Source organism: Nocardioides sp. Root682 (assembly GCF_001427795.1).
Classification (GTDB): domain Bacteria; phylum Actinomycetota; class Actinomycetes; order Propionibacteriales; family Nocardioidaceae; genus Nocardioides.
In genome coordinates this window covers 68,416-90,584 of sequence record NZ_LMHJ01000005.1, presented here as the reverse complement: position 1 = coordinate 90,584, position 22,169 = coordinate 68,416, and the positions used below count along the sequence as shown (strand labels likewise).

General features: G+C 68.2%; 20 protein-coding genes. 4 read left to right on the top strand and 16 right to left on the bottom strand.

Translation table 11 applies throughout. The annotated features are described in order from the left end of the window. Positions 1-18: 18 nt before the first annotated feature. A complete protein-coding gene (locus tag ASD84_RS23185; RefSeq protein WP_200954700.1) occupies positions 19-1,080 on the top strand; it encodes an AraC family transcriptional regulator in 1,062 nt (353 codons plus the stop codon). Here ASD84_RS23185 and ASD84_RS23180 read toward each other — a convergent pair. Next, on the bottom strand, positions 1,070-1,663 hold the full coding sequence (locus tag ASD84_RS23180; protein ID WP_056716403.1) for a TetR/AcrR family transcriptional regulator: 594 nt from the start codon (positions 1,661-1,663) through the stop codon (positions 1,070-1,072). The two genes, ASD84_RS23185 and ASD84_RS23180, sit on opposite strands and share 11 nt — an antisense overlap. Positions 1,664-1,810: 147 nt before the next feature. Here ASD84_RS23180 and ASD84_RS23175 point away from each other — a divergent pair, with 147 nt between their 5' ends. Continuing rightward, a complete protein-coding gene (locus ASD84_RS23175; protein ID WP_056716398.1) occupies positions 1,811-3,043 on the top strand; it encodes a serine hydrolase domain-containing protein in 1,233 nt (410 codons plus the stop codon). Between the two features lie 48 nt (positions 3,044-3,091). Here ASD84_RS23175 and ASD84_RS23170 read toward each other — a convergent pair whose 3' ends face one another. From ASD84_RS23170 to ASD84_RS23155, 4 genes are read right to left on the bottom strand one after another with little or no spacing between them, the layout of a single operon-like run. Continuing rightward, entirely contained in the window at positions 3,092-4,597 is a 1,506-nt protein-coding gene (locus ASD84_RS23170; protein WP_056716395.1) for an aldehyde dehydrogenase family protein, read from the bottom strand. Further along, complete coding sequence (locus ASD84_RS23165) at positions 4,594-4,995, bottom strand: hypothetical protein (RefSeq protein ID WP_156392261.1); 402 nt, start codon at positions 4,993-4,995, stop codon at positions 4,594-4,596. The genes ASD84_RS23170 and ASD84_RS23165 overlap by 4 nt, the downstream gene beginning before the upstream one ends. Continuing rightward, on the bottom strand, positions 4,988-6,940 hold the full coding sequence (locus ASD84_RS23160; RefSeq protein WP_056716388.1) for a primary-amine oxidase: 1,953 nt from the start codon (positions 6,938-6,940) through the stop codon (positions 4,988-4,990). Before ASD84_RS23160 ends, ASD84_RS23165 begins: the two co-directional genes overlap by 8 nt. 22 nt (positions 6,941-6,962) lie before the next feature. Then, positions 6,963-8,402 (bottom strand): APC family permease, encoded by a 1,440-nt coding sequence (locus tag ASD84_RS23155; RefSeq protein WP_056716387.1) that lies wholly within the window; start codon positions 8,400-8,402, stop codon positions 6,963-6,965. A gap of 284 nt (positions 8,403-8,686) precedes the next feature. On the opposite strand from ASD84_RS23155, the gene ASD84_RS23150 reads away from it, so the two are divergent. Both ASD84_RS23150 and ASD84_RS23145 read left to right on the top strand, forming a co-directional pair. Then, the gene (locus ASD84_RS23150) at positions 8,687-10,141 is read left to right on the top strand and encodes an APC family permease (RefSeq protein ID WP_056716384.1); all 1,455 of its coding nucleotides are present in this window, start codon (positions 8,687-8,689) and stop codon (positions 10,139-10,141) included. Next, positions 10,138-10,896, top strand: coding sequence for an IclR family transcriptional regulator (locus ASD84_RS23145; RefSeq protein WP_056716381.1), 759 nt, complete (start codon positions 10,138-10,140; stop codon positions 10,894-10,896). Before ASD84_RS23150 ends, ASD84_RS23145 begins: the two co-directional genes overlap by 4 nt. A 65-nt stretch (positions 10,897-10,961) precedes the next feature. Here ASD84_RS23145 and ASD84_RS23140 read toward each other — a convergent pair whose 3' ends face one another. The 11 genes from ASD84_RS23140 to ASD84_RS23090 are packed head-to-tail and all read right to left on the bottom strand — an operon-like array spanning position 10,962 to position 22,165. Continuing rightward, positions 10,962-11,492: a hypothetical protein gene (locus ASD84_RS23140; protein ID WP_056716378.1), complete on the bottom strand. Its 531-nt coding sequence runs from the start codon at positions 11,490-11,492 to the stop codon at positions 10,962-10,964. Between the two features lie 15 nt (positions 11,493-11,507). Next, positions 11,508-12,056 (bottom strand): hypothetical protein, encoded by a 549-nt coding sequence (locus tag ASD84_RS23135; RefSeq protein WP_056716375.1) that lies wholly within the window; start codon positions 12,054-12,056, stop codon positions 11,508-11,510. A 4-nt stretch (positions 12,057-12,060) separates the two neighbouring features. After that, positions 12,061-13,449, bottom strand: a complete 1,389-nt coding sequence (locus ASD84_RS23130) for an MCE family protein (RefSeq protein ID WP_056716374.1) — start codon at positions 13,447-13,449, stop codon at positions 12,061-12,063. Next, the gene (locus tag ASD84_RS23125; RefSeq protein ID WP_056716371.1) at positions 13,446-14,588 is read right to left on the bottom strand and encodes an MCE family protein; all 1,143 of its coding nucleotides are present in this window, start codon (positions 14,586-14,588) and stop codon (positions 13,446-13,448) included. Before ASD84_RS23125 ends, ASD84_RS23130 begins: the two co-directional genes overlap by 4 nt. Continuing rightward, on the bottom strand, positions 14,585-15,790 hold the full coding sequence (locus ASD84_RS23120; protein ID WP_056716368.1) for an MCE family protein: 1,206 nt from the start codon (positions 15,788-15,790) through the stop codon (positions 14,585-14,587). The genes ASD84_RS23125 and ASD84_RS23120 overlap by 4 nt, the downstream gene beginning before the upstream one ends. Then, complete coding sequence (locus ASD84_RS23115; RefSeq protein ID WP_056716365.1) at positions 15,790-16,881, bottom strand: MCE family protein; 1,092 nt, start codon at positions 16,879-16,881, stop codon at positions 15,790-15,792. Before ASD84_RS23115 ends, ASD84_RS23120 begins: the two co-directional genes overlap by 1 nt. After that, complete coding sequence (locus ASD84_RS23110) at positions 16,878-17,945, bottom strand: MCE family protein (protein WP_056716362.1); 1,068 nt, start codon at positions 17,943-17,945, stop codon at positions 16,878-16,880. The genes ASD84_RS23115 and ASD84_RS23110 overlap by 4 nt, the downstream gene beginning before the upstream one ends. Then, a complete protein-coding gene (locus tag ASD84_RS23105; RefSeq protein ID WP_056716358.1) occupies positions 17,942-19,258 on the bottom strand; it encodes an MCE family protein in 1,317 nt (438 codons plus the stop codon). Before ASD84_RS23105 ends, ASD84_RS23110 begins: the two co-directional genes overlap by 4 nt. Further along, positions 19,258-20,100 (bottom strand): MlaE family ABC transporter permease, encoded by an 843-nt coding sequence (locus ASD84_RS23100; RefSeq protein WP_056716354.1) that lies wholly within the window; start codon positions 20,098-20,100, stop codon positions 19,258-19,260. Before ASD84_RS23100 ends, ASD84_RS23105 begins: the two co-directional genes overlap by 1 nt. Continuing rightward, the gene (locus ASD84_RS23095; protein ID WP_056716352.1) at positions 20,100-20,897 is read right to left on the bottom strand and encodes an MlaE family ABC transporter permease; all 798 of its coding nucleotides are present in this window, start codon (positions 20,895-20,897) and stop codon (positions 20,100-20,102) included. Before ASD84_RS23095 ends, ASD84_RS23100 begins: the two co-directional genes overlap by 1 nt. A 23-nt stretch (positions 20,898-20,920) precedes the next feature. Continuing rightward, positions 20,921-22,165: an acyl-CoA dehydrogenase family protein gene (locus tag ASD84_RS23090; protein WP_056716349.1), complete on the bottom strand. Its 1,245-nt coding sequence runs from the start codon at positions 22,163-22,165 to the stop codon at positions 20,921-20,923. Between the last annotated feature and the right edge of the window lie 4 nt (positions 22,166-22,169).

Here is a 22,169-nt window from a genome sequence, read left to right as displayed (position 1 = left end):
TTCTTGACACTCGGCGACATGACGACGATCCGTGGGACGTCTCTCCAGGGCTACCAGGAGCTGGTCCAGGAGCTCGGCGGTGACGCGAACACGGTGCTCACCGAGGCCGGCATCTCCCCGGCAGCCGTCGGCAGCCACGACGAGTTCATCGACTACCGGCGTGTCATCCATGCCCTCGAAGGTGCTGCCGCCGCGACCGGCGCCTCCGACTTCGGCCGCCAGCTCGCACTTCGCCAGGGCGTGGAGATCCTCGGCCCCGTGGGCGTGGCCGCGCGCACGGCACCGAACGTCGGGGCAGCGCTCCAGGCCATGGCGCAGTACATGTCGGTCTACAGCCCAGCTGTCAACATCCAGGTCCTCGTTGGAGACGACGGCATTGCCCGGCTCGAGTGGGCCATCCGGGCACACCGGCCACCAGCTCACCGGCAGGGCGCAGAGCTCAGCCTCGCGGTCTCGCTGAGGATCATCCGGCTCCTTGCGGGCGACGACTTCAGACCGATCCTGGTCAATCTCCGGCATGAACCGCTGGGCCCACAGGCGGACTACCGCCGCTACTTCGGTACGTCGGTGCGGTTCTCCGCGCCCGGATACGGCTTCACATTTCCGGCTGGCGTGCTCGAACGGCGACTCTCCTCCGACAGCGCCGTCCACAAGGTGGTGCAGGAGTACCTCGCCACCGTCGTGACCACCCTCGATGACAGCCCCGCGCAACCGGTGCGGATGCTGGTGCGCCGCATGCTGCCGACCGGCGGCCTCGCCCTGGACCTGATCGCTTCACATCTCGCGGTGCATCCGCGCACGCTGCAGCGGCAACTGGTTGCAGAGGGACGCACCTTCGCGGAGATCGTCGACGACGTACGCCGCGACGAGGCGCAGCACTACCTGCGCCACACGCGCATCCCCCTCGGGCAGCTCGCCGGACTCCTCGGCTACAGCGAACAAAGTGTCCTCTCACGCGCGTGCCAACGCTGGTTCGGGACCTCCCCTTCGAACTACCGACGAAAGCTCCAGGATGAGCCTCGGTCGTCCATGGTCCTCACAGCGAGGCAGGACCCTGAGGCGGCGGGACTCAGCGGCTGAGCAGCCGATATGAGCTCTGCATCGCACGATCGACTCGCTCCCGGTCACCGGTGACGAGGAGGTCGAGCTGCAGGCCGCGGATCTGTGCGAGGACCAGGGTGGCGACCGGTTCGGCGGCCTGGCGCGTCCAGCCGTCCTCCACGAGGCGCCCGACGAGGAGCTCGATCCAGTCGAGCACGAGAGACTCGGAGAGGTCGGGATCACCCTGGCCGCGCGCGGGGTGCCGGCCGAGCAGCTCGAAGAGCAGGAGGAACTGACGCTGTTCCTTCGGCTCGCACAACAGTTCCCACAGCCTCGCAACCAGCTCTGCGGTCGATTCCGCCGACGCGAGCTCAGGGTCGTTGCTCATCCTCGCCGCGAGGTCGGTGCGGATGTGAACGAGCACGGCGGCGAGCAGCTCCTCCTTGGAGGCGAAGTGACGGAGCAAGGTTGCGTGGGAGACCCCGACCCCCTCGGCGACGGCTCGTAGCGCCAGGTTCGCGATGCCGTGTTCCAGGACGAACTCGGTGACGCCACCGAGGAGCTCCGGGCGGCGGTGCTGGTATCGCACGGCGCGGCCGTCCGGCTGACGATCTGTGCTCACGACGATCCTTCCGCATTCGGCACCAGGGGTTGGTCAACGCCCCCAGATAGGCGTACCGTCTGGTACGTCAACCATTTGGTACGCCTAGTCTGCCACAGCCGCCGTCCGGCCACGCAGCGCGTACAGAGTTCCCGAGGAGAATGCCAGATGCCGCGCAAGAACCGCGCCAACACGATTCCGTTCGTGGCGCGTTACGTAGCCAGCAAGGTCCGCCCGGGCGGAGGGCCGGCGTCGCTGATGGACATCGGGCTCTTCACGGGTGTCCCCCAGCACGACAACTTCGCCCGTGTCCGCGATCTCGCGCCCACCCGACGGATGCCTGCAGCCACCCGGCCCTTCACCTGGCCGACGGGTCCGACCATCGAGCTGCCACCGACCTACCCGTTCCGGGGAGAGGAGCGCTCCAGCGAGCAGTTCCTCATGGACACCGACACCGCGGCACTGCTGGTCCTCGTCGACGGCACGATCCGCTCTGAGCGCTACCTGCTCTCGGGTGGCCCGAACGTCAACTGGCTGTCGATGTCGGTGGCAAAGAGCTTCGTGTCCTGCCTGGTCGGGATCGCCGTGGACGAAGGCAAGATCCGGAGCATCGACGACCCGATCAGCGACTACGTGCCCGTCGAGCCCGGGTCGGCGTACGACGGGGTCCCGATCCGGACCGTGCTGCAGATGTCCTCGGGCGCCCGGTGGAACGAGGACTACAACGACTCCCAGTCCGATGTCCACCAGATCTCCCGGGCCATGCTGGGTCTGGGCGGCGGTCTCGACGGGTTCGTGGCGCGGATGGCGAGGGAGAGCGAGCCTGGGACCGTGTGCCGCTACAACTCCGGGGAGACCCAGGTTCTCGGTGCGCTGATCGCGCACGCAACCGGTCAGAACGTGTCCGACTACATGCACGAGAAGCTCGTGGAGCCGCTCGGCTTCGAGTCGCCCGGCTTCTGGATCACCGACATGCGCGGCGTCGAGATGTCGTACGCCGGCCTGAATCTCACTGCCCGCGACTTCGCCAAGCTCGGCGAGCTCTACCGCAACCGCGGCGTCTGGCAAGGACGGCGCATCGTGTCCGAGGACTGGGTGAAGGCTTCCACCACCATCGACTCCCCGATCCGCGAACCCGGCCGCCCCATCGTCGGCGACCACGGCTTCGACCTGGGCTACGGCTACCAGTGGTGGATTCCGGCGGGCGGCCGGGGCGACTACAGCGCCATCGGCATCCTCAACCAGCTCGTCTACGTCAACCCCATCACTCGCACCACCATCGTCAAGCTCTCCGCGAACCGGCTGTACGGCACCTCCACCGAGGAGGCAACCAACCGTGACGTCGAGAACGTCGAGTTCCTGCGCACCATCGCCCAGCACGTCGGCAGCTCGACCCCGTGACGTGGTGCCCGGCCCGAGCAGCATGAGCGCGTGCCCGGGCCGGGGGCCTCACAGCAGGACGTTGACCGACTTGGTCTGCGTGTACATGTCGATGGCGCTGGCGCCGAGCTCGCGTCCCCAGCCGGACTGCTTGTAGCCGCCGAACGGGAGGGCAGCGTCGAACGCGTTGTGGCAGTTGATCCACACCGTGCCGGCCTTGATCTCCCGGGCGGTGCGGTGCGCCTTGGAGATGTCCTTCGTCCAGACACTGGCAGCGAGGCCGTAGGGAGTGTCGTTGGCTGCGGCCCGCACGCCCTTCGCGGCGTTGAACGGTGTCGCGACGACGACGGGTCCGAAAATCTCCTCCCGGTAGACGCTGAAGGAGTCATCGACGTCCACCAGCACCGTCGGCTCGACGTAGAACCCCTGGTCCCCGTGGACGTTGCCCCCGGTGAGTGCGCGAGCGCCGTCGGCAATGCCCTGGTCGATGTAGCCCTTGACGCGGGACAGCTGCTCCTGCGAGACCAGCGGACCGATCTCGTTGGTGGGATCCAGCCCGGGGCCGATCTTGCTGGCCCTGGCCACGTCCGCCACACCCTGCATGAACTCGTCGAAGATCGAGTCCTCGACCAGCAGCCGCGAGCCCGACGTGCAGGTCTGGCCATGGTTGAACAGGAAGCCGCTCGCCGTGCCGGGGATCGCCACGTCGAGGTCGGCGTCGGCGTAGACCACCTGCGGGCTCTTGCCACCGAGCTCGAGGGAGACCTTCTTCAGGTTGCCCTTCGCGGCGTCGACGATGAGCTTGCCGACCTCGGTCGAACCAGTGAAAGCGATCTTGTCGACGTCGTCGTGGGCTGCGATCGCCGCACCGGCGTCGCCGTATCCGGTGATGACGTTGAAGACACCGTCCGGTAGGCCGGCCTCGGCCAGCACCTCGGCCAGCAACAACGCGGTCAACGGGGTCTGCTCGGCCGGCTTCAGGATCACGGTGTTGCCGCACGCGAGGGCGGCAGGCACCTTGAACGCCGCCATCAGCAACGGGAAGTTCCAGGGCACGATCGCGCCACAGACGCCGACCGGCTCCCGCAGGGTGTAGGCGTGCCAGGAGGCGCCCGGCGCCCACGGCACCGAGACCGGGATGGTGCTGCCCTCGATCTTGGTGGCCCAGCCGGCGTAGTACGCGAACAGCTCGGCCACCCAGGTGACGTCGACGGCCTCTGCCACCGCAGCAGACTTGCCGTTGTCCAGGCACTCCAGCTGGGCGAACACTGCGGCGCGCTCGCGGATCTTCTCGCTGACCTGGAACAGCAGCCGCTGCCGCTGAGCCGACGTCCACAGGCTCCACTCCCCCTCGAACGCCGAGCGCGCGGCTCGCACGGCGCGGTCGACATCGGCTGCACCGCCCTTGGCCGCTGTGGTGAGCACCTCGCCAGTGGCCGGGTCGACCGTCTCGAAGGTCTCTCCAGAGGCGGCGTCGACCCACTCCCCGCCGATGAACAGCTGCTTCGGCCGGCTGAGGAAATCGCGTACGGCGGGGAGGATTCGCTCTTCGGGGCGGGTGAGTTGTGCGGTCATGATGGGACAACCTTTCGGTGGGTGGTGGTGGACAGCAGGAACCGTGTGACGACTGCGGAGCTCAACGCGATCTCCGCAGCCATGAGGAGGAGAGCGAGCACGCTGAGGCCGCTGCGCCCGGTCGACGACTCGTGGACGGCGGGACCGCAGGCGAAGCAGAACGCCCAGTGGGCGTAGAGCATCACGCCGCTGAGGCCGAGCATGGTCATCCAGGAGTGCAGGGACCCGCCCCGCCAGAGAGACGGAACGCAGGTCAGGCACACCACGGCCATCGCGGCCAGCAGGAGAGAAGTCGTCGTGCTCTGCGACCAGGCGTGGGCGGCGAGCGCGCCGTGGACGCCAGCCGTGGTGACGGAGAGGCCGACCGCGGTGCGGCCGGCTGTCGTCGACCTAGGCATGGCAGTGGCCATGTCCCCCGGAGGTCGAGGCCGGAACGTCCAGGGTGGGGTTGCGGTCGAAGAAGCCCTGCGGCTTCAACGTGAAGCCGGCGTAGTCGACCGGCATCACCGGCCAGTCCTCGGGTCGGGGGAAATGGGTCAGCCCGAAGGTGTGCCACAGCACGATGTCCTGGCCGTCGATGTCGCGGTCGGCGGCGGCGTACGCCGGAAGGCCGGCCCCACCAGGGTGCTGGTTGACGAAGTCGCCGGCGGCGTAGCGCTCGGCGGGGTCGTACCGGGTGACCCACAGGTTCTTGGTCGCGAACGTCGCGCGCTGGTGGATCGACGAGGAGTCGTCGGCCAGCATCACCGGGAGGTTCTCCGGATGCAGGGCGTAGCCGACGTTCTGGCCGAGGCGGTTCTTCACCGTCGGGTTCACCACGTGCCAGACCCGCCCCACGCTGCCGTCATTGAGACGCTGCGCCTCCCGCTCGGAGTGCAGTCGGGTCACCGACCGGCTGAAGGCGTTCCCGAACGGGTTCGAGTCGCTGACCGGGACGCGTACGGCGTCGATCTCCTCGACCGCGTTGTCCACCCCGTCGACCATCATGTCCAGGCGCGCCGAGAAGAGGTGCTGGTGGAAGGGCGCTCCGAGGCCGGGGGCGATCTCGGTGGTGAACTCGCCGTGCTCGTCGGTGAAGGCCGACGTGAACACGATGCCCGTGGCCTTGCACTCGAGCTGGATGGTGCCGTCGAGGTAGAGGTGCCAGTAGAACCCGTAGTCGTAGTTGCCGATCGTCAGGAAGAACGACACCACCAGGCGACGCTGACGTCGGGTCTCGGTCATCCCGTTGAACATGTCGGTGTGCTTCCACAGCACGCCGTAGTCCTCCTCGTGCATGCAGATCGCGTTCTCGATCGAGCGCGGCCGGCCACGCTCGTCAGCCAGCGTGGCGTCGAAGTAGTGGATCTCGCCGAGGCAGTCGCAGCCGAGCTTGAGCGAGTTGGTGTAGCGGGCGTAGACGTACTCGCCCGCGTCGAAGTAGTTCTGCCAGTAGCGCACCGGGGACGGATCGGCGTACGGCACCACCATCTCGGAGATCGATGCGCGGTAGACGACCGGACGCTCGCGCTCGCCGTCCTGGAACGAGAGCTGGTGGAGGGTGAGACCCTCGCGGGCGTCGAACCCGACCCGGAACCTCCACTTCTCCCAGGTGACGACGTCGCCGTCGACCGAGAAGCTCGGGCCCTCGGGCTGGGTGATCTCGATCGGCTTGAGGGTGGTCCGCGGCTCGACGCGGTGCGGCTCGGCGTCCCACTCCCCTCGTTCCGCCGGGACCGGCAGCTCCTGGTGGTCGATGACCTGGGTGACCACCTTGTTGGTGAGGTCGACGTAGGCGACCACGCCGTCGACCGGGTGCGCCCACGGCAGGTCCTGCGGATCGGCCTGGTGGAAGCCGAGGACCCGCACCAGGCGGACGCCGACCTCGTCCTCGTGCCCGAACACGCCGGCCGAGAGCGGCACCGCACGCACGTCGGTCGCGGCGAGCCCGCGCTTCGTCATGGCTTCGAGCCAGCGCGGGTCGGCGAGCAGGATGCCCTCGATGATCTCGAACTCCTCGTCGAGCACCGGCATCTGGCCGTGGGTGGCGGCGTCCAGCACGTCGTGGCGCACGACCGCCCCGGCAGCGACGTCGACGCTCACGTCGTGGCTCGTCCCGCTGTCCGTCGCCAGCAGCAGGCAACGGACCTGTCGTGGCACGACATCGCCTCCACGGAAGGAGAGGACGACGTTCTTGTGTGGTTCCTCCAGGCCGACGTACACGAACCGGGTGTCGGCAGTGACGATGCCGGCGGCGTGGAGTGTCTCCCGCACTGCGTCGATCTCTGCAGCGGTGAGGCGGTCCAGCGGATGGCTCGCCACGGTGGCGGAGGTGGCGGCTCGGAGCTCTTCGGCGGTGGTCATGACAGTTCTCCTTGTGGGGTGATCAGAGGTCGGCGGTGTGGGCGGAGGCGTGCGGCCGCAGTACGGCGACCACGGGGCCAGCGAGGATCGAGGCGAGCAGGATTCCGCCGACGATCCGGGCGAGGCCGGTCCCGCCGACCAGGAGCGGCAGGTTGCTCACCGTCAGGTAGAGGCAGTAGACCAGCGCGACGAGCCCGAGGGACGGGGCAATGAGGGTCTGCCAGGGCCGTACGTCGACCCGCGTGCGGCGGAAGAAGACGACGACGGCCAGGCAGGTGAACAGCATCAGGCCGACGACGCCGACGGTGGCGATGCCCGCCAGCCAGGTGAAGACCTCGAGGACGGGATCGAGGCCGGCGACCACCGCGACGACGATGAGGGTGGCGGCGACGATCGTGACGATCACCGAGGCGACGTGGGGCGACCCATGGCGTTCGTGGCTACGACCGCAGCGAGTCGGCAGCACGCCGCTGTTGCCCAGGGCGAAGACGTAGCGGGCAGTGACGTTGTGGAAGGACAGGACGGCTGCCATGAGGCTCGTGACGAGCAGGACCGACACGAGATCGGACATGAACGTGCCCACGAAGACCTGCGCGGTCTCGGCGACCATGGTGCCGGGGTCGGCGCCGGCCCGCGAGACCGATCCCGCGTCTCCCCAGGCGCTGACGATCGCCCAGCTCGAGAGCGCGTAGAACGAACCGATCAGCAGGAGTGACAGGTACGTCGCGCGCGGGATCGTCCGCGCCGGGTCGCGAGCCTCGTCACGGAACACGACCGTCGCCTCGAACCCGAGGAACCCGGCCAGGGCGAACATGATGGCGATGCCCGGTGCGCCCGACGTGACGGTGCCGGGGTCCAGCAGGCCCGTGGAGAGTCCCTCGCTGCCGCCGCCCTTGGCCACGACGAACAGGTCGATCACCAGGACCACGGCCACCTCAGCCACCAGCAGGACACCGAGCACCTTGCTGGACAGGTCGATGTGGCGATACCCGAGAAGCCCGACGATCCCCAGGATGACAGCGGACCAGACCCACCAGTGCCACGAGAAGCCCAGGTGCGTGTTCACGAGGTCGCCGAGTGCTGCGCCGATGTAGCCGTAGACCGCGACGAGCACCGCGGTGTAGCTGAGCACCGCGAGGAAGGCCGCGCCGAGACCCGCGCTGCGTCCGAGTCCCTGGCCGATGTAGGCGTAGAAGCCGCCGGCATGCGGGATGTGCCGTGACATCGTGGTGAAGCCGACGGCGAACAGCATCAGGATGGCGCTGCAGATGACGTAGGTCAGCGGGAAGCCAGCACGGTTGCCCACCGCGATGCCGATGGGGACGGTGCCGGCCACGACCGTCAGCGGTGCCGCCGCGGCCACCACCATGAAGACGATGGACCCGACTCCGAGGGATCCGCTGAGCCGGTGGGGAGCCGCAGGCGTCGGCTCGGCTGGTGCCTGTCGTACTTCGTTGGTCATGATGCCTCCGGTGGGAACGCGATGTGTTCCGCGTTACTCAAGCCCAGAGGAATCGGCTCGGTCACCAGAAAACGAGCCGAATGAGAAAAGTGGCGGCGACCCTTCCCATCCGCTGCTGGCGCACCGGTGGAACGGAGCTCCAAGTGAGAAAGTGCGGGCTCGAACGAGGACCTTCGAGCCGGTTTCGAGAACCGTCGAGGGCGCCGCGAGCGTAGGGTGACGCCAACCGAAACGAGACCGAGCGACGCCGAGGGAGCGTGATGTCACCGAGGCAGCGACTGGGGGTGATCCTCAACGAATCGCCGTTGTTGGGACTGCACCGTCGTCGGCTCGGCTTCCTCGAGGTACTGGCCCAGTCGGTTGCCGCAATGGCACCCTCGGCAGCGGCCGTGACCATCCCCGCCATCGTGATCGGTCTCACCGGTGGCGCCGCGATCTGGGCGTTCCTGGCGGCCTCGGTGATCGTGATCCTCGTGGGGTACTGCGTCACCCAGTTCGCCCGGAGAATGGCATCGGCCAGTGGCCTGTACAGCTACACGGCCAAGGCGTTGGGCGCCCCGGCAGCTTTCACCACCGGTTGGTCGTTGATGATCGGTTACGCCGGAGCGGCGATGGCCAGCGCGCTCGGCGGTGGCATCTACCTCGGTTCGCTCGCCGGGATGCTCGGCTTCGACCACCCGCAAGGCCAGCTGACCCTCGCGGTGTGCGTGTTGCTGGTCGCCACGGCCGCGGCAGCCTTGATGGTGCGGGGCATCCAGCTGTCGGCGCGCGTCTCCCTGGCTCTCGAGGTCATCTCGGTCGCACTGGTGCTGGCCATCCTCTTGACCCTGCTGCTGTCGGTCGACGATGCATCGACCGGAACGCTGGTCGCGGGTCCGGGCTTCGACGACATCACCCTCGGCATCCTTCTGGCCGTCACGGCCTTCGTCGGCTTCGAGAGCGCGGGCACCCTCGGAGCAGAGGCGCGCAACCCGTTCAGAGCCGTGCCCCGCGCACTCCTCTGGACCCCGGTGGCGCTCGCCGTTCTCTACCTGGTCGCGGTCGGCGCACAGATCTCCTTGTTCGAGGGCCAGCCGACGTCCCTGCTCGACGGCGGCAGTCCGGTGGCGGATCTGACCCGGTTGCAGAACCGGGACGTCCTCACCTTTCTGCTCGACCTCGGCATCTTCACCTCGTGGTTCGCCTGTCTGATGGGCTCGACCAACGCGCTGGTGCGTGTCCTCCTCAGCATGGGCCGTGAGGGCGTCTGCCCGGCCTGGTTGGGTCGGACCCACCGCCGGTTCGGCACGCCGTACGTCGCGATCGCGGTCACGGTGCCGGTGATCGCGACGGTTCCGCTCGTCGTGGTGCAGATCCGCCCGTCGATCGCCGACGTGTTCGTCGACCTGCTCACCCTGTCGGCGTACGGCTACCTGGTGTCCTACGGACTGGTGTGCCTGGCCGTCCCCATCTTCCTCCGCAAGCTGGGCGAGCTCACCCCTGCGCCCGTCGTCGTCGCGGTGATCGCAACAACCAGCATCGTCTTCCTGGTCTGCTGGACGATCCTCAGCTTCGGCTTCGCGCACGGCGCCTTCGCCGTGGTCTACCTCGTGCTCATGATGCTCGGCTGGGCCCATCTCGGCTGGCTTCGTTGGCGACAACCCGGGGTGCTCAGCGAGGTCGGGCTGTACGACGAGCCGCTGGCCGGCGACATGCTCCCGGACATGTTCCCGGCCATGGACCCGCCGGAGCAGCCATGAGCCCGGCGCCTGACCAGTACCTCTCGGGCCGCCAGCCGAAGGCGGTCCAGAGCGCCCTCCAGGTCCTCGAGGAGGTGGCCCGCCGCGGCGCGGGCGTCACCGCGAAGGAGGTCGCGCGCGCATCAGGGATCCCGCCCGCCACGACGTACCGACTGCTGAACATCCTGGTCGCCGAGGGCTACCTGGTTCGGATGCCAGATCTGCACGGCTTCGCGCTGGGGCAGAAGGTCGGTGGGCTCGTCGGCGGCGCCGCAGCCCCGCCGACGGTCTGTCACGCAGCGCGCATGACCCTGCACGACCTTCGCTCGACGATCCGTTTCGGCGTGCACCTGGTGTTGTACGGCGCGACCTCGATCCGCGTTGCCGACGGCGACCCGGACCATCCGTTCACCTCGGCTCCGCTCATCACCCGTTACCTGCACGCGTCGGCGATCGGCAGGCTGCACCTGGGCGATCAGCACGACTGGCGGTCGGTCTGGCCGGAAGCCCGGCTGCGTGCCGCTACGGACCTGACGACGACGGCACCGGCCGCCATCGACGCGCTCCTGCGCGACGTACGGGCCCGTGGTCACGCCACCCAGCGCGGAGAGCTTCGCCTCGACGCGGCCTGTCTCGCCGTTCCGGTCCGCTCGCACACCGGGGCGCTCGTCGCCGCCGTGGCGCTCTCAGCGCCCGTGGCCAGGGCCGACGCCCTCGAGCCTCTCGTGGACCAGGTCCGGGCCTGTGCCGAGCTGCTCGGGCCGCTGGTGTCGTAGGGCGCACACCCGGCCAGTCGGAGCACGAGCACCACCAGAGCCCGGACCTGGTCGCCACCCAGCCCTCAGAATGGCTCGATCGAGTCGACCAGCCACTTGCCGTCGGTGAGTTGGAGACCGACGAGGACCCGGTTCTGGCTCACTGTCAACGGCTGTTCCTTCTTCTTCATGGTCGTCGAGTCGACCAGTACCTGGTCGACGTACACCAGGGACACGGCGTGGTCGTCGTCCTCGACGCGGACCAGCCCGCCGCCCCGAACGAGCGTTCGGGTCACGGCCTTGCTCTCCAGCGCACTCGGTCGCGCGGTGGCCTCGAACACCTCGCTGAACTCGGCACGGAAGTCGTCGGTCATGAGTTCGGTGGCGTCGGCCAGCCCTTCGTCCAGAGTGCGGTAGTCGTAGGACAGTGACTTCTGCGCCGCGAGGACCGCCGCTTGGACGGCGTCCTCAGCGACGTCACCGGGAAGCGAGCCCGGGCGGTAGACACCGTCGGCGTCGACCTCGGGGCGGACCGAGGCTGGTTCGGGTCTGGTCGCGAGATGGATCGTGAGGGCACCGGCGGCGATCACCAGGACGCCCAGGACTGCGCTCAGCATTCGTCGTGTCATCGGTCAGCCCACCTGGTTGATTGCGGAGACGAGCCATGATCCGTCGACCCGCGCCAGCTCGATCCGGGCGCGATAACGCTGGTCCTCGGATCCCTGGGATCGTGATGCGGTCGTGACGTTGAGCGCCACCAGGACCTGGGCGTGCGTGTCGTCGAGGAACTCGATGGCCGCGCCGTCCTCGGGCACGTTCGCGGTCGCCACGACCTCCTTCTCCTTCAGTTGCGCGACCACCTGGTCCCGGCGGGCCGCGTAGCTCTTCTTGAAGTCAGCGGTCGACAACGCCAGCATCTTGTCGATGCTCCGGTCGGGGTCGCGGTGGTCCAGGCTGAAGAAGAGCTCAGCGTGCTCGCGCGCCACCTCGACGACACCCTGGTCCAGGTCGGTCCGTCGGTCCTGCCAGAGGTATGCCGACGTACCGAGGAGCGCGAGCATCACCGCGACCAGCACCGCGATCACCAGGTTCCCCGGCTCTCGCCAGGCCCGGAGCCTCCGGCTGGTCGACTCGACCTCCTCGACCTGGTCGTCCTTCTCGATCTCGTCAATGGCCATCATCGAATCACTCCTCTCCTGCGAGCGGCTGGACGAGCAACCACGCCAGCCCCTCGCGTCCGGCCGGCGGCGGGCCGGCGGTCAGGTTGGTCAGGCGGTAGGACCCGTCGGGTGTCGCGAGGACACCACTGGTCGGATTGAGCAGGGCAGTCCCCGGACGGTTGAGACCGTCGCCGGCGCGCTGGTGTGCGTTCTGTGCACCACGGACGTTGGGGCTGAACGGGTCCGTGGGAGAAGCACTGCAGCCAGCGTCCGGGTTCGGCTCGCTGTCCATGCCCTGGCGCGCTCCCCCGCCCACCTTCGTCCCGTCCGGAAGGTAGCGCTGCGTCCCCTCGTAGCCCTTGGTGCAGGTCTGGTAGGGCGGCGAGCCCGGGAGCTCAGGAAGCTGGAGCGCAAGGTAGGCCGCGTAGACCGGGTCGCCGTTCTCGTCGTAGTGGCACGTGCTCTCGACGGCGGCACCAGTGCGCTCGTCGTACTCGTCGCAGTACCGGACGCCGTTGGCCCCGATCTCCAGCACCCAGGGGAAGACGGTGAGTGTCTTTCGAAGTGCCGGGACCCGGTCGGAGGCGACCGCGGTGAGTGTGAGCAGGTTGTTGAGGAGCACCGGGATCGCGTCCTGATTGGCACTGAGCAGGTTCGTCACCTCGGTGCCGGCGGTGATCCCGTTGGCGAAGACCTGCTCGAACGTCGGGTCGAGCTCTCGGAGCCGGTCGGTGAGCCCGGCCAGCTCCTGCAGGTAGACCGTGGTCTCGGGTCCGACCTCGACCTGGGTGTCGAGCACGGTCCGGGCATTGTCGATCAGGCTGATCAGGCTCTCGACGTTGTCGAGGCTCGCTTCGGTGATCGTGTGGGAGCTGTCGATGAGTCGGCCGAGATCGGGCCCCACTCCGTCGACAGCGAGCGCCAGCTCGTCCAGTGTCGTGGCCAGGTCGCGGAGCGGGATGGATTCGGCAAGACCGGCTGCGTTTTTGAGCAGCTCCGCGAAGTCGGGCGGCGCCGTCGTCCGCTCCAACGAGATGGTGTCGCCGTCGGCGAGCATCGGTCCGTCGGCCGAGCGCGGCGTCAGTGCGACGTAGGGCTCACCGATCGCGGACTTGCTGCTGATCGTCGCGTCGACGTCGGTCGAGATCCTGACGTCCTGATCGATCGCGACCACCACGGTGGTCGCGCTGTCCGGCCCCGGCCGGACCTCGACGACCTTGCCGACGCGGGTGCCGAGCAGGTCGACGTCGGCTCGCGGGTGAATCCCGCCGGGCGCGGTGAACTGCACCTCGACCTGGTACGGCGGGCGCACGATGGAACCGAAGTCGAAGAGCGTGATCGCCCCGTAGACCAGGGCGGACACCGTGACGACCACGAACGCGAGCAGCTGCGCCTTGGTGAGGTTCGACATCATCGGCCGGCACCACCCAACGGCAGCAGCGAAGACAGCCCGGGGAGCACGGTCTGGCCGAGCAGGTTGCCCAGCAGGCCATCGAGCAGGGATGGCGGCGGTGCGTCACCGGGCACCTCCGCAGGGGGCGCGGCGGCCCGCGCCCCGCTCGGGGCGAGCAGCGGGGCCAGCGAATCCAGGTCCAGGGTGAGGCTGCCGTACATCCCCGCGTAGTCGCCCTTCGCCGTCGCGAGGAACGTGTTGGGGAACGGGAAGCTCGCGAACCGCTCGAGCGACAGCGCGAGTTCGTCCCCAACCGTCGAGAGCTGCCTGAGGACCGGCTTGAGGTGTTCGAGGTCCGCCACCGTGTTGGCCTTGCTGCGCTCGATGAGCGGTACGGCGACGCGGGAGAGGCGGGCGAGCGTCTTGAGGGTCCGCGTCAGCTGGGGTCGTTGGCGATCCAGCACGGCGAGCCCGTCCGGGACCGAGTCAAGCGCGGCGGCCAGCACCGTGCGCTGGTCAGCCAGGCGGCTGGCCAAGCTGTCGATCGCGTCCAGGGACGCAGTGATGTCACCACGACGTCCGTTGAGGTGCTGCACCAGGACCCGCAGCTGACGGGTCGTCTCGGCGAAGTCGGAGCCCTCGAGGGCGGTGCTCAGCTCCTGACTGATCGTCTGGACCGTGCCCAGGCTGCCACCGTTGAGGAGCTGCGACAGTGCTCCCAGCACCATCTCGGCATTGGGGTCCACCCGAGTCGACGACTCGGGAACGACGGCGTCCGCGCTCAATGCGCCCAGTCCCTGCTCTCCTGTCGGTGGGTCGAGGGACACGAATCGTTCACCGAGGAGGCTGGTCTCGCGCAGGGTCGCAACGGTGTTGGCCGGCAACGTGACGGTGTCGCGGATGACGCACACCACCTCGGCACGCAGGTCCTCGTCGAGCTCGACGGACTCGACGCTGCCCACGATCGTGTCGTTGGCTCGGCAGGTCTCCTTGGGCACGAGGTTCGTCGCGTCGGTGAAGATCATCGACACCCGGTAGGTGTCCTCCCCGCCGACCGCGCCCGGCAACGGCAGGTCCTTGGCTCCGCTGAAGCCACAGCCGCCGAGCAGGAGGCTGCCAGCAGCGAGGACACCCAGGGAAGCCCGGATCGAGTTCCTCATCGAGGACCTCCCAGCAACCCGGCGAGCGAGTCGCCTCCGGGAACTGAAGCGACGGGCGTCGTACCGCGTTCGAGGATGGCCATCAACAGGCTGCCGATGTCGCCACCCGCGGAGTTGAGCGCCTGGCAGAGCCCCGCGAGCTGGGCTGCCTGTCCGGTGGGGAGGCTTGCGCACAGGACCCCGAAGGTGTGGGCCAGCTGGATGTCGAGGTCGTTGAACAACGCAGCGCGTAGCGATGCGGAGCCCGTGCGGCCGTCCGGCACGGTGAGCTCGGGGTGCGTGGGGTCCCAGTTGACCGGTTCGTAGATGTTCAGGAGGTTCACCAGGCCGACCGGGGCCAGGTCGACGATCTCGGCGAGTTCCGCCTCGCGGCCGGTCAGCACGGTCGTCACGTCCCGCAGCCCGGCGATGGTGGTCGTGAGTTCCTGGCGATTCGTGCGGGTGAACCGGCCCACTGTCTTGAGCGCGCGGGCCAGGTCCTTCGAGGCTGCTGCGATGTCATCGCGCTGGCCATTGAGCTGGGTGCTCACCAACGCCAGGTTCCGAACCAGTGCGGCCACCTGTTCGTCGTTTCCGGCGAGCGTCGCGGCGAGCTTGTCGGCGTTGGTCACGGTCGACTGGATGTCGCCCTGGCCAGCGGCGAGGGTGGACAGGGCACTGGCCAGGTCACGGATGGTCGTGTTCACCAGGCGACCGTTGCCGTCGAGGGCCGTGGACGACGCCCGGATCAGCCGAGAGAGCGCTCCGTCCTTGTTGGCCCCTTTCGGGCCAAGGGCACCCGTGAGGTTGTTGAGGCCCCGGTAGACGTCGTCGAGCTCGAGCGGTACGGCGGTACGCGTGCGGTCGAGCTGCGCATCGTCGGCCAGCACGGCGTCTCCCCGGTTCCACACCGGCGCGAGCTGCACGAAGCGGTCGCCGACGATCGACGGAGGTACGACGAGCGCGTGCACGTCGTCAGGCAGCTTCACCTCCGGGTCATAGGAGATCTCGACCTCGACCTCGGTCCCCTGGACCTCGATGGCGTCGACGGTGCCGACCCTGACGCCCAGCACCTTGACCTGCGCGCCCTCGTAGAGACTGGTCGTGCTGGGGAAGATGGCGGTCAGGTGCCTCTTCTCGTCGCTGTTCCCCGTCGACACGAACGCGACGGCGACGGCGGCGAGCACCAGCAGGGCCCCTGCGCGACGGTTGCGGTTGGTCATCACGGCGCTCCGTCCTCAGAGGTCTTCCCGCTGGCCGGTCCCAGTGGCAGGCAGGGTGTGGTGCTCTTGTTGATCGCCTCGTTGGTCTGGCTGAGCGCCGCGCCCAGCAGCCGGCCGAGGGGGCTGGTGTCGTTGTTGCAGACCGCGAACCCGCGCGGCACCTTGATGCTCGCGTCGAACCAGTGCCCGCTGCCACCGACGTTGGTGAACTCGCGGGCGTAGACCGCAGTCCACTTGAGGGTCTCGTCCAGCTCGTCTCGGTTCTTCCGCAGGACGGCGAGCACGTTGTTGAGGTCCTTCAACGCCGGCCGCAGGGCCGCCTCGTTGTCGGCCACGAGCCCCCGCAGCTGGCGGGCCAGGGTCGACGTGCCGTCGATGACCTTCGCGATCTCGCCCCGGCGCCGGGACAGGACTCCGAGCACGCTGTTCGAGGCGCGCAGCAACTGCCCGATCTCCTCGTCGCGCGAGGCGACGACTCCGGTGACCAGGTCCGCACGGGCGAAGAGCGTTCGGAGCTCTTCGTCGCGGCTCGAGATGACCCGCGAGAGCTGTGAAAGACCCGTGAGGGTCCCGGTCAGCTCCGGCGCCGTCTCCTCCAGCACCGCCGAGATGGCATCGAAGGCATTGGCCACCTGGTCGGTGTCGATCTCCTGGGTCTTCTCGGTGAGCTCCTGGAACACCGGCACGATGTCGAGCGGGGTGGTCGTGCGGGCGAGGGGGATCACGTCGCGTTCGGCCAGGGGACGGGAGCCGGCCGGGTCGAGGCTGAGGTGGTGCTGCCCGAGCAGGGTCTTGATCTCGATCGCTGCTGTGGTCCGGTCTCCCAGCTCGACGCCTTCGACGCGGAACTCGACCTCGACGTGCGAGTCGACGAGGGTGATCGCGGTGACCGCCCCCACCTTGATCCCCGCAACGCGTACCTCCTCGCCCTTCACCAACCCTGACGCATCGGCGAACTCCGCGCGGTAGGTCGTGCCGCCGCCCACAAGGGGCAGGCGCTGGAAGTTCATCGCCAGCGCCATCAGGAGCGCGATCGCGGTCAGCCCCAGTACGGCGACGATGACCGGGTTGCGCTCGGTTGCGGGCTTCATCGGACGTCTCCTCCCGCACAGGCGGTGTCACGCTCGTTGGCGACGATGCTGGGTGTGCGCAACGACGTCGTACTGCCCAGGAGCTTCAGCTGGATGTCGATGCCACACACGTAGAAGTTGAAGAAGGATCCGTACGAACCCGTCCGGGCCTGGGTCCGCATCGTTCGCGGCAGGCGCTTGAGCGAGGCATCCAGGTCGCCGCGATCCGCGGCCAGCTGCTCAGCGATCGAGCCCAGCGCACGTACGTCGGCCCGCAGTGGCCCGCGTACGTCCTTGATGAACCCCGAGGTCGTGTCCAGCAGACCGGCCAGGTCGGGGAGGCTGGCCTCGATCTCAGCCTTGTCCGACGCCAGACCCTGCATCAGGTTGCGGAACTGGACGATCAGCCCCGTGAGTTTCTTGTCGCGCAGGGCGACGGTCTCGAGCACCACGTTGAGGTTGTCGACGACGCTGCCGATCACCTTCTCCTTGTTGGCGATCGTGGTCGTGAGCTGGGCAGTGTCCCGCATCAGCGAACCCAGGTTCGCGGACTCCCCCTGGAAGGCGCGGACCAGCTCGAACGACAGCTTGTTGACGTCGGCGGGCTCAAGTGCCCGGAAGAGTGGCTGGAATCCGTTGAAGAGCTGGGTGAGGTTGAGAGCGGGGGTGGTCTGCTCGACCGGGAAGGTCTTCCCCGTGCCCATCTCGGGGCGGTGGCCCGGCTCCTCGATGACCGCGAGGTAGCGCTGCCCGACGATGTTCTCGTAGCGCAGCTGCAGCTTCGCATCGGGGTAGATCGGGACGGACTCCTCGACGGAGAACGTGAGCTTCGCCAGCGATCGGCCGTCGTCAACGACCAGTTCGAGCGACTCGACCCGACCCACCGCCACCCCGGACAGCCGGACCCGGTCACCGGCGTAGACACCCGTCGCATCGGTGAACAGCGCGGTGTAGGACCGGGAAGGAGCAAACGAGATGTTCCCGATCAGGGTGGCGAGCAGCCCGATCACCAACACGGTGACGGCCGTGAAGACGGTGACCTTGTAGAACGAGGACGGGATCCGGCTGCGGGTGGTCGCGCTCATCGGACGTCCACCTGTCCACCGTGGAGCAGCGGCGCCATCAGCAACGGCACGTAGCCCGGCACGTCGTTCTGGGGCAACCGCAGAGCCTGTGCCGCCAACACTCTGGCGAGGGCGTCCCGCGCCTCCTGGACAGCAGGATCGGGGGCCTCCTCGACGGCGCGGCCACCACGGGCCGGGGGCACGGCGGACGGACCCGGCTGGCTGAACAGCTCCGCCGGTTCCAGCCCGTCGAGACGCTTCGGAAGGTCCGGGCAGTGCGGCTTCCACGAAGGCACGTAGCGGTGCAGGTTGCTCACGTGGGCGTCACTTCCCGGATTGCTCGGAAGGTCCTCGGGATTTCGGTACGGCTGCCTCTTGGTGACGAGGTCGACACGCAGGTTGACGAACGGACCACGGGCACCGGTGGTGTGGGTCCCGAGGTCACCGATCACGTGCAGCGCCTGCAACGTGCACGGCAGAGCAGCGGAGTAGGCGTCCAGCAGGGCAAGCACGGGCCGCGCCCGACCGGACAGTGTCACAAGACGCTCCGTGTTCTCTCGCAGAACGGTGGCGCCGATCGTCGCCGTGCTGATGACCGTGTCGAGGAAGTCGCCGAACTCCTTCTCCTTGGGGATGAGCAGGTCGCGGCTGGTCGCCGCCGCGTTGTCGAGGATGCGCAGCAGTTCCGGGGCACTGTCGGCGTATCGATCGGCGGTCGCCGCGAGCTGGACGAGATCGTGGGTGAGCGTGTCGAGACTCGGGTTGACGCGGTCGAGCAGCTTGTCGAGCTGCACCGCACTCGCGGCGAGGTCGTCGCCCCTGCCTTCGAGTGCCTCGGCGAGCGATCCGAGCACGAGCGACACCTTCTCGGGTGCGAGGGTGCGCAGGATCGGCACCAGGCGCCCGAAGAGCTCGCCGAGCTCGACCGACGTACGGGACTGGGTGATCCGGTCGCCCTCGGCAATCCGTGCGGCACTCGCGTCGGACGGCACCACGAGGTCGACGTACTTCTCCCCGAAGAGGGTCTTCGGGACGATCCGGGCATCGACGTTGGCGGGAATCAGGTCGATGGTCTCGGGATCGAGGGCAAGCTCCACGACCGCGTTGTCGCCGTCCGAGGTGATGCTGCGCACCTCGCCGACCCGTGCTCCTTGCAGCTTGACGTCGGAGAGTGGGTTCAGCTCGAGGCCGGCGTCGGCCGTCGTCAGCTCGACTGCGACGCTGCCCTGCCAGGGCATGTCCTTGCGATAGATCAGGATGCTGCCCAGCACGAGCGAGGCGATCACCAGGAGATAGCCGACGCCCAGGAGCGGCCTGGAGTGTTTGCGCATCATCAGCCCGCTATCCGGACCGTGGTGGTGGATCCCCACAGGGCCAGGCTCAGGAAGAAGTCGGCGATCACGATCATCACCAGCGACATGCGAACGGCGCGCCCGACGGCCGTGCCGACGCCGGCCGGCCCGCCGGAGGCGGAGTAGCCGTAGTAGCAACAGACCAGGGTGAGGATCACCGCGAAGACGAGCACCTTGCCGAAGGAGTAGAGGACGTCGATCGGCGGCAGGAACAAGGTGAAGTAGTGGTCGTAGGTGCCACCGGTCAGTCCGTAGTAGTGGATCGACACGGCCTGGGTCGCGGCGTAGGTGCCGATCAGTCCGATCAGGTACAGGGGGATGACCGCGATGAATGCCGCGACGACGCGGGTGCTGACCAGGTAAGGCACCGACGGAATGGCCATCACCTCGACGGCGTCGATCTCCTCGCTGATCCGCATCGCGCCGAGCTGGGCGGTGAACCCCGCTCCGACCGTCGCCACCAGCGCGTTGGACGCGATGAGCGGCGCAACCTCGCGGGTGTTGAAGTACGCCGAGAGGAAGCCGACGTACGGCTCGATGCCGACCTGGCGAAGTCCCTGGTAACCGACCAGGCCCACCACGCTGCCGACCGCCAGAACCTCGAAGATCATGATCCCGAAGGTGCCGGCAACCAGGACCAGCGCCCCGCGGCCGAAGGCGACCTCGGCCAACAGCCGCATGACCTCCTTGCGGTAGTGCACCAGGGCGTAGGGAACCGACCTGAGGCTTCGGCCGTAGAACGCCACCTGGTCGCCCAGCTCGGAGAGGCCGCTGTAGGTCGAGCGCCAGGAACGCTGCGCCCGTTCGATCAATTGGTTGGCCATCACAGCCCCTTCGGAGGAACGAGCTGGAAGTAGACGAGGGTCAGGACGGTGTTCGCGACGAAGAGCAGCACGAAGGAGATCACCACGGACTGATTGACCGCGTTGCCGACCCCTTGAGGTCCACCCTTGGCTCGCATGCCCTGATGGCACGCGACGATGCCGGCGAGCGCACCGAAGATGAACGCCTTGAACTCGCCGATCCACAGGTCGGGCAGCTGCGCCAGCGCGGTGAAGGCCTGCAGGTACGCGCCCGGCGAGCCGCCCTGCACCAGGACGTTGAAGCCGTACCCGCCGGCCGTACCGACAGCCGTGGCGATCCCGTTGAGCAACGTCGCCACGAAGGCCATCGCCAGCACCCGGGGGACGACGAGCCGCTGGATCGGCGAGATGCCCAGCACCTCGAGCGCGTCCAGCTCCTCCCGGATCTTGCGTGACCCGAGGTCCGCCGCGACCGCGGTCCCGGCGGCGCCGGCAATGATCACGACGGTGGCGATCGGTGCCGCCTGCTGGACGATGCCGGTGACCGCCACCGCGCCGGTGAAGGACTTGGCGCCGAGCTGGTTGAACAGGGACCCGATCTGCATCGAGAGGACCGCCCCGAACGGAATCGTGATCGCGCAGGTCGGAAGCAGCGACACCCGGGTGACGAACCAGGCCTGGTCGAAGAACTCCCGCACCTGGAACGGACGGTCGAACATGGCGCGCAGCACCTGGAGCGTGAAGGCAAAGAACTCCCCCACCGGCACCAGCGGACGGCCCAACGTTCCTGCCATCGCGACCGACCGAATCGCAGCCATGTTCTCCCCCTTCGCCCGGCCGGTCAGCGACCGGCGAGCAGTCCCTTGGCGACGTGGGTGACCTGGATCTCGTTGCTGCCGGCGTAGATCATCAGCGACTTGGCGTCCCGTGCCAGTTGCTCGACGCGGTACTCAGCCATGTAGCCGTTGCCACCGAAGAGCTGCACCGCGTCCATCGCGACCTCGCAGGCCGCCTCGGAGGAGTAGAGCTTCATCGCGGATGCCTCGGTGAGCGTCGGCGTCTTGCCGGCTCGGATGTGCTCGAGAGCGGAGAACACCATGTTCTGCACGTTGATCCGTGCGACCTCCATCCTGGCCAGCTTCAGCTGGATCAGCTGGAGGTCACCGATCGGCTTGCCCCACAGCTCACGGGTGCGCGCGTAGTCGACGGACAACCGCTGGCACTCGTTGATGATGCCCAGCGCGAGCATCGCGATGCCCATCCGCTCGTGGGCGAAGCTCGCCTTGACGCTTTCGCGGTTGTCGCCGCCACCCTGCGACGGGATGCCACCGAGCAACCGCTCGGGGCCGAGCCGGACGTTGTCGAAGAAGAGCTCGCCCGTCGGGGACGACATCATCCCCATCTTCTTGAACGCCTTGCCCTGGTGGAGGCCCTCCATGCCCGTGTCGAGCACGAAGCTCAGCACCGGTCGGGAGCGCTTGTCGTCAGCGCCTTCTTCGAGCTTGGCGTAGACCACGATCACGTCCGCGTCAGGGCCGTTCGTGATGAACGTCTTCTGCCCGTTGAGGATGTAGTCCTCGCCGTCGCGGCGGACGTACGTCTTCATGCCGCCGAGCGCGTCCGAACCGGAGTCCGGCTCGGTGATCGCCCAGGCCCCGACGTGCTCGAACGTGACGAGCTTGGGGAGCCAGCGCTCCTTCTGCTCCAGGGTGCCCTTGCTCGCGATCGTCGCCACCGTGAGCCCGAGCGAGACCCCGATCGACGCCACCGTGCCGAGCGTGACGCCGGCGAGCTCGCTGATGACGATGGCAGCCATCGACTCGACGCCCTCGAGGCCGCCTCCGTCGGACTTCGCTGCAGCCGGCCGCTCCTCGCCGGCGGCCCTGCTCCGCTCCTTGGCGAGCATCTTGGCCACGGCATCACTGGCCATCGCGTCGACGCCGAAGGCCGCGAACAGCTTGCGGATCACGTCGTACGGCGGCAGCTGGCCGGTCTCGAGCTGGTCGATGTGCGGCCTGACCTCCTTGTCGATGAAGTCCCGCACAGCCTCGCGGATCGCGAGATCGTTCTCGGACCAGGCGATCACCTCG